At 58.7% G+C, this 8391-nt stretch carries 3 protein-coding genes and 1 pseudogene; all 4 read left to right on the top strand.

The window, feature by feature from the left end:
• Nucleotides 1-227 precede the first annotated feature (227 nt).
• Nucleotides 228-2417 carry an FAD-dependent oxidoreductase gene (locus tag F9K20_RS14555; RefSeq protein ID WP_291003184.1) on the top strand — a complete coding sequence of 730 codons (2190 nt, stop codon included), beginning with the start codon at nt 228-230 and terminating at the stop codon, nt 2415-2417.
• Nucleotides 2418-2565: 148 nt separating this feature from the next.
• A complete protein-coding gene (locus F9K20_RS14560) occupies nt 2566-5751 on the top strand; it encodes a heterodisulfide reductase-related iron-sulfur binding cluster (protein ID WP_291003187.1) in 3186 nt (1061 codons plus the stop codon).
• A 630-nt stretch (nt 5752-6381) separates the two neighbouring features.
• Nucleotides 6382-7347, top strand: coding sequence for an electron transfer flavoprotein subunit alpha/FixB family protein (locus F9K20_RS14565; protein ID WP_291003189.1), 966 nt, complete (start codon nt 6382-6384; stop codon nt 7345-7347).
• Nucleotides 7348-7458: 111 nt separating this feature from the next.
• Nucleotides 7459-8265: pseudogene (locus F9K20_RS14570) on the top strand (amino acid permease); the annotation flags it as partial.
• Nucleotides 8266-8391 lie beyond the last annotated feature (126 nt).

The following is an 8391-nucleotide window of genomic DNA, read 5'->3' on the forward strand; positions in this document are numbered from 1 at the left end:
GATCGGCAACAAAAGACAACCAAGCACAACCAAAAATCATCGGGGACCAAGATTCTGAAATATGGCCAATATGTTGATTGTAGAGCGCGATAAGCTTCCATGCCGCCCCGACTAACCCCCTTTTTGCTGTTGCCCACGGTCCCGTTATGTCCGATACTGTAGTTGATGGACCTAAATGGTGCCAAATGGTTGGATATGGTCCAATAGAGCGCCTGGGGAGGAAGCTAATGGCTCGAAATCCAAAACACGACATCCTGTTTCAACCCATTAAAATCGGCCCAAAGATTCTGAAAAACAGATTTTATCAAGTGCCGCACTGTATTGGCGCCGGATCGGAGAAGCCGGGAACACAGGCCGCTAATCGCGGCATGAAAGCTGAGGGTGGTTGGGGTGCGTGCTGCACCGAGTATTGTTCTATCTCCCCGGAGTCGGATGATTGCCATCGAGTATCTGCACGGATCTGGGATGAGGGCGATGTCATCAATCTTCGCCATCTGACCGACAGTCTGCACAAGCATGGTGCTCTCGGAGGTATCGAGCTTTGGTATGGAGGCGCGCACGCGCCTTGCATGGAATCGCGGGCCATTCCCTATGGCCCGACGGCCCAGGCATCAGAGTTCGAGTATCTGACCTACTGCCACGAAGCCGATGACGACGACATCAAGTATCTGCAGGGCCTTTACGTCGCGGCTGCAAAGCGCGCGGTCCAGGCTGGGTTTGATATCATCTATGTTTACGGTGCGCACAGCTATCTGCCGTTGCAGTTCTTGTCACACTATTACAATCGCCGGACTGACCGATATGGTGGATCGTTCGAGAACAGGGCACGGTTTTGGATTGAGACGCTTGCGGCCGTGAAGGCAGCGGTCGGTCACGAGGCGGCCATTGCGACGCGCTTCGCGGTCGATACGCTCTATGGAGCCGATGGCGTGCAAGCGCTCGATGACGGCCTGAAGTTCGTCGAACTCGTCGACCGTGAAGGTGTAGTGGACCTATGGGACCTAAACATCGGCGACATTGCCGAATGGGGCGAGGACGCTGGCCCCTCGCGCTTCTACCAAGCCGGGCATCAGCGCAATTGGACTGACGGCGCCAAAAGAGTCGCCAAGGTCCCTGTTCTCGGCGTGAGCCGCGAGACGAGCCCGGACGACATGGCGGCTCGAATTCTAGATGGTCGCCTCGATATTCTTGGCTTTGCGCGGCCTTCCATCGCGGACCCGTTCATTCCGCTGAAGATTCAGGAAGGGCGCTACGAGGATATCCGCGAATGTATCGGGTGCAACGTATGCATTTCGCGGTGGGAGATTGGCGGCCCGCCGATGATCTGCACGCAAAACGCGACGGCCAATGAAGAATATCGCCGTGGCTGGCATCCGGAGAAATTCGCGAAAACGAGTTCTTCGTGCTCTGTACTTGTCGTAGGCGCGGGACCGGCAGGCATGGAATGCGCTCGTGTCTTGGGCGAGCGTGGGTACGACGTGCATCTCAGAGAAGCGGATACCGAACTCGGCGGCCGCGTGCGCAAGGTTGTAAAGTATCCCGGGCTTTCGGAATGGGCGCGTGTCATCACCTACCGGCAAATCCAGTTGCAGAAACTGAAAAGCGTCGAGGTCCACACCGGCGTTGGCAAGATGACTGCCGACCAAGTTCTGAGTTATGGCGCCGATAGAGTGGTTATTGCGACTGGCTCATATTGGGCCAACGACGGAACCAATTTCGTCACCCACTCACCCGTAGAGGGACTGGACGCATCGCTTCCGTATATTTGTACGCCCGAACAAGTTCTGATGCAGAACAAGCCGGTCGGCGACCGAGTACTGGTGGTTGACTGCGATGGCTACTTCACTGGCGTCTCCATTGCCGAGTTCCTCGCGGACCGCGGCAAGAAGGTGAAGATCCTCACCCCACTGAAGGGTGTAGCTCCATACACGCACTTTACGCTTGAGGCACCCAATCTGCATCGCATGATGCACGAGAAGCACATTCACGAGCTGACCAGTCATTGGTTGCTTAAAGTGCAACCTGGCAGAGCAACTGCCTACAACATCTTCCGCGACGGCTATAAGCGGGCGCCCGGCCCGACGACAGGCGAACTACCCCGCCGCCCTGGCACCGAGGTGGTCGAGGTCGAGTTTGACACGATCATCGCCGCAACCGGTCGCGTGCCAAACGACTCACTGTGGCGTGAGCTGGCGGCACGCCGCGCCGAGTGGGCAAAGCATGATGTCCAGGCAATCTATCAGGCGGGCGATTGCTATGCTCCCGGACTGATCGCCCAAGCCGTCTTCGAAGGGCATCGCATCGCGCGGGAGTTCGAATCCTCAAATCCGCAGCGTCCGCAGCCTTGGATACGCGAACGCCAGGTTTGGGGACACGAAACGTATCCAAAAATCTCCGATCGCCAGGTGGTCGGCTAACGAGGTTCCTCCGGGCTCCGGCAAACCGAGGATCGGCTCAGGCTGATCCAAGGTTTCGCCGGGTCTCCGAGCAAGCTTTTGTGCTGCCGCCATCTCATTCGAAATCAAAGCGGCAGTCGAAGGTAATTGGCGGACTAGGATTCCGGTTGTGGAAGCGCGCGAAGTTCTTTGGGGTCTCGGCACACAGCAGCTGATCATGTTTTACGTGATCGGCATCGCTTCGATGGCGATGTTTGCTTATGGGTTTTACTACCACGTGGCGAAGTACGCGCGTGGCCGCTCGCTTGGCGCGCCGCTGGACTTGCCGCGACGGTTTCTACGCATGGTGCTGGACGTTTTCTCCCAACGCACAGTGGCGCGAAGCGATCGTTTGGCAGGGCTAGCGCACGCCGGAATCTTCTACGGGTACTTTTTCGGGTTCATCGCAACGGCGCTTTACTTCATCGAGATCGACATTGTGAGGCCGCTGACGGGGATAACCTTCGTCAAGGGCAATATGTACCTAATTATGAGCCTTCTTTTGGATTTGGGCCATTTGGCCCTGATCTGCGGGCTTATCTATCTGATGATCCGACGGGGGTTTTTCCACCTCCCGAAGTTGAACTACATCCGCTCTTACGAGCATGAGACGCAACTGCGCCGCGTCGCCAAGGAGTGGCGCATTGAAGACTGGGCGTTTGTATCGGTTTTGTTGGTCATCGAGTTGACAGGCTTTGTACAGGAAGCGGTTGGCCTGATGATCGATAAACCCGCGTGGGCGGCGTGGTCGCCTGTCGGGTTCACCGTAACAAAGGCTTTCACCGCGAGCGGAATGTCGCTGGAGACAGCCGCTTCCATCCGCGGCGCAAATTGGTGGATGCACGGTGTTCTTGCGCTGGCGTTTACAGCGGCCATCCCCTGGTACAAAGCCAAACACATCATCGCTGCCGTTGGGTCGCTGTTCATGAGGGACCGACGGCCGCTGGCCCGACTCCCGGCCGAGCCGAAGAATGCCGCTAGGGCTGGGATAGCCTCTATTGATGACTTTACCTGGAAGGACATGCTGCATCTCGACGCGTGCACGAAGTGCGGGCGTTGCCACGAGGCTTGTCCCGCTCGCACGGCGGGGTATCCGCTTAGCCCCAGAGACTTCATTCTCGATCTGCGCGTCTACAACGATGCGGCGCAGGGATGTGCGCTCCCCGCTCCACCCAGTCTGATCGGGGGGGTTATTTCCGCCGAGACGCTTTGGGCGTGCCGGTCATGCGGCGCATGCCAAGAAATCTGCCCCGTGGGAATTGAGCATCCGTCGCTGATCGTGCGTATGCGCCGGCACCTCGTAGAGACGGGGGTGATGGATCCGCTGCTGCGAAACACGATCACGACAATCGGCGACACCGGAAATAGTTTCGGCGAGAATACGCGCAAGCGCGCGCAATGGACGAAGAGCCTCGAATTCCGTGTGAAGGATATTCGCGAGGAAGCGGCCGAAACGCTTTGGTTCGTTGGTGACTACGCCTCATTCGATCCCCGTAACCAGAAAGTCAGCCAGACGGTTGCGCGCTTGTTGAAGGCGGCAGGTGAGGACTTTGCGCTTCTGCACGAGGGAGAGAAGACAGCCGGTAACGACGTGCGTCGCGTCGGCGAAGAAGGCCTATTCGAGGAACTAGCCCTCCACAACATCGGGCAGATGAAGAGCGCCAAGTCATTCAAACGCATCATCACGACCGATCCGCATAGTTACAACACCATCAAGAATGAATACCCAACCCTTGGGGATGTGGCGCCAATCACGCACTACAGCACCGTCCTGGCGGAGTTGCTCAGGAATGGGCGCCTTGAAGTGAAGAATCCGCTGAAGAAGCGGGTGACGTTCCATGATCCCTGCCACCTCGGGCGCCTGAATGGCGGCTACGAGGCACCGCGCGAAGTGCTGCAGCTAATCGGCTGTGAGCTCATCGAGATGCCGCGCAATCGGGACAACTCTTTCTGTTGTGGCGCCGGCGGCGGACGCATCTGGATTCCCGATACACCTGGTACCGAGAAGCCTTCCGAAAACCGCGTGCATGAGGCCGCGCGACTTGGATCGCTCGACGTGTTTGTCACTTGCTGTCCAAAGGATCTCGTAATGTTTGAGGATGCGCGAAAGACCGGCGGTCACGAGAAGGATTTCGTGGTCCAGGACCTCGCCGAGTTGGTCGCCGAGGCAATTGAGCTCAAATCGCTCAAGCTTCAAGACTTGCCGACGCTCGCAGATCGCATTGTCAAGGCGGTTGCCAACCAGATCTCCGATGCCGTTGCCGCGCGACTCGATGCCGTCATCACGGGGCGTCTTGCCGGTGCGTCCCCGTCCGCGCCCACTGGTTCTACCCCCGCGTTGCCTCCACCCATGTCTGCGCCGCCCGCGTCAGCCGAGCGCAGCGATGCGAACGCCGAGGCGCCAGCGGTTGCGCCTCCTGCAGTTGCGGATGCCGTCAGAGCTGCGCCGCCGCCTCAGTCGACCGCACTCACGCCAGCTAAATGGGGCGATCTCAAGCCGGTTCAACCCGCCGTCTTCGCAAACTACACCGCGCCTCCAAAGGAGGGGCCTCGCATTCTTGTCACCGTGAAGCACGTGGCGAAATTGGGTGATGAGTACGAGTTCACGCCGGATGGCCGCGATGTCCGCAAAGAGTTCATGGAATTCTCCTTGAACGAATGGGACGACGCCGCTCTTGAGGAAGCGCTGCAGCGTGTCGAAAAACTCGGAAGAGGCGAGGTTGTCGCAATCACGGTAGGGGATGCGGATGCCGATGCCTCACTGCTCAAAGCATTGGCGAAGGGGGCGCATCGCGCCGTTAGGATCTGGGATCCCGCGTTGGCGAACGCCGATCCGATCACGACGGCCCGAGCGTTGGCGGGCATAGCACGACTTGAATCCGCCGACCTCATCTTCTGCGGTGTCCAATCTGGCGACCACGCGCACGGTGCGACGGGCACAGCGCTCGCACGCATACTCGGATTGCCCCACGCAGCCGTCGTGGTCGGAGTCGAGTGGGATGGCAGCTCGAAGCTGACGCTCGCACGAGAATTGGAAGGCGGACTACGTCACAATTTCGAGCTCAAGGCTCCTGCTGTCGTCGCAATTCAGACAGGTATCAATACGCCGCGCTTTGCGACAATGAAGATGATCAAGCAGGCCAAGCAAAAACCGCTGGTCGTTGTAGACGGTGCCGGCGTTGTCGATGGGAGCGGCGGCTACCTGGTGCGCCGAATGTACATTCCCAAGCAGACGAAGGCGGAAATGCTTAAGGGCGCCCCGCAGGAGGTCGCAAAATTCATCGCCGATCTCGTGCGCCAGAAGAAGGGAGCATAGGCATGCCGGGGACGCTGATCATTGGAGAGCACCAAAATGGGCCGCTCGTGCCTCCTGCCACCATCAGGAGGGCCGGGTATTGCGCCGCTGCGGTTGAGCTCCGCGACGGTCAGATTGACGATGCCGGCGGCGAGATGGCGACCAAAGGGGTCCAGCCGGCAGCAGCCGCCTTGCCGAAACTGATGAGAACTCGCGGTCCCCTCAGGCGCGGAGCGGTTGGTGGAAGGCCGCGATTGGGAGGCGACCGTCCAGAAGTATACCAATTAGGTACCGCACGCAGTAGTTGGCGCACTCTCCGGTACGTGTTATGGTTCCAATGAATGAGCCAGGCCGCACCTGGCGTGGTGGGTCTGGGGGGCGGCCTCCGGCACAGTCACGAGCTGAAATCGCCGCGGTCGTTGCAATACGGACGGGCCTCGAGACGCCCCGCTTTGCGATCATGAGAACGGTCGGACAGGCCAAGCAAAAGCCACTTGTGTTGGTTGAAGGGGCGGGAGCGGTCGGCGGGAGTGGCGGCTGTTTGGTGCGCCGAACGGACATTCCCAGGCAGACAAAAGCGGAAAAAGGCGCACCGCAGGAGGTCGCGAAGATCATCGCCGATCTCATGCACCAGAAGAAGGGGGGATGAACATGCCGGGCACACTGATCATTGGGGACCACCTAAATGGCTCCGTTCGCGACATCACGAAGGAAATGATCGGCGCTGCGCTATCGATCAAGGACCGCCTCGGCGGGCCCATGATCGTTGCATTGATGTCGGAAAACCCGGGAGCGCTAACGGGTGCGGTGAACCTGCAGGGCGTTGATCAAATTGTCACCGTCAAGACGGCCGGCGATCACTTCGATCCGCACGTCTACGAGGAAGCTGCACTCAAGCTCGGCGAGCGCTTCCAGCCGAAAGTCATCTTGTGTGGCCACACCGTGAACGGCATGGGCTGCGCCGCCGCAGTGGCCGCGCGTCTGGGCGCCGGCTTCGCAAGCGACGTACTTGGCCTCGACGTCGAGAACGGTGAGCTTGTCGCCACTCGCGGAGCTTACGGAAACAAGGTCAATCTCGAGGTTTCCTTCACTGGTCGCGATATCGTCGTGCTCGCACTACGAGGCGCGACATTTCCGGTCCCCACCGCAGTCGGCAATGCTCAGATCACCGGTGTCGACGTCGATTTCTCCGCCGTTACTGCAAATATGCAGCATAAGGGCTATGTCGAGGCGCCGCCTTCGAACATCGACATCGCCAAGGCGGAATACATCCTTTCTGTCGGACGTGGCATCCAGGAAAAGAACAACCTGCCGCGTTTTGAGCAACTTGCCGAAAGAATGGGATTCACGTTCGGGTGCTCGCGTCCGATCGTCGATGCAGGGTGGCTACCAAAACCCCATCAGGTTGGACAATCCGGAAGAGTGGCCAGCTCCTGCAAACTCTATATCGCTATCGGCATTTCGGGTGCGGTCCAGCACCTATTCGGCATGAAGCACGTCGATACCATTATCGCTGTGAATAGTGATCCAGAGGCGCCGATTTTCAACGTCGCCACGTACGGGGCTTGCATGGACTTGTTCGAACTTACAAAAGAGTTGGAGGCGCAGTTCAATTAGCGATCAAGAGTAGTATCAGGGAACGTAAGAAATTCCCGTAAGAGACAACGATAGAAACGCCAAAAACGGTGATCAGGGAGATTGGGGAGAGAAACATGGGAGAGCTGTTAAATGACGATAGCAACAGAAACGCAGAGGTTGACAGCCTCTGCTAACGACAAGCTGATTCGAGGGATCGATTGGCGGGGCGCATTTTGGGTTGCGAGCGGTGTTCCGGCACTCGTTCTCTTCTCCATCGGCGGCATTGCAGGCACGGTAGGCAAAGTGGCCTTCCTGGTCTGGATCGTCTCCATGATCATGGGCTTCATTCAGTCGTTCACATACGCCGAGATTGCCGGATTGTTTCCCAACAAATCCGGCGGCGCATCCGTTTATGGGGCCGCCGCATGGGTCCGCTATGGTAAGTGGATCGCCCCAATGTCCGTCTGGTGCAACTGGGTTGCGTGGACTCCGGTGCTTTCTCTCGGATGTTCAATCGCGGCCGCGTACATCTTGAATGCGGTCGCGCCAATTCCACCCGCAGACGCTCCGGAAGTGCTGGCCTGGGTCAAAGCCCATGCCGGGTCAATTGCCGCGGATAGCCCGCGCGTCGCAGAGTGGCTGGCGGCAAACGCTGGCAAGACCGCGCAGGATGCGATTGCGGCGCTCATGAGCGCGGATGGCGTGTCAGCTCTCACACCTGCAATTCGCAACTGGACGCTGGCTGCAGGCATCTTGGGTCCTGTCGGCTTCTCGTTCAACTCCGCGTTCTGGATCGGCGCGGCGCTGATGCTGGTCGTTTTCGCGATCCAGCACAGAGGCATCAGCGGAACGGCGAGTGTCCAGAAGTTCATTGGTCTTGCCGTGATCATTCCGATGCTGATCGTCGGAGTCGTTCCGATTCTTACCGGCCAGATCGACTGGTCTAACTACACGCCGTGACCTGAGACCCGCGATCTCCTCCAGCTTTGGGTAGAGTCCGCTACTCCAGAGGAGGCGGATGATGCGCAAGTCGAGGTTCACGGAAGAGCAGATCATCGCGGTGCTGCGTGAGCAGGAAGCCGG

Source organism: Hyphomicrobium sp., from assembly GCF_009026145.1.
In the GTDB taxonomy this organism is placed as follows: Bacteria; Pseudomonadota; Alphaproteobacteria; order Rhizobiales; family Hyphomicrobiaceae; genus Hyphomicrobium_A.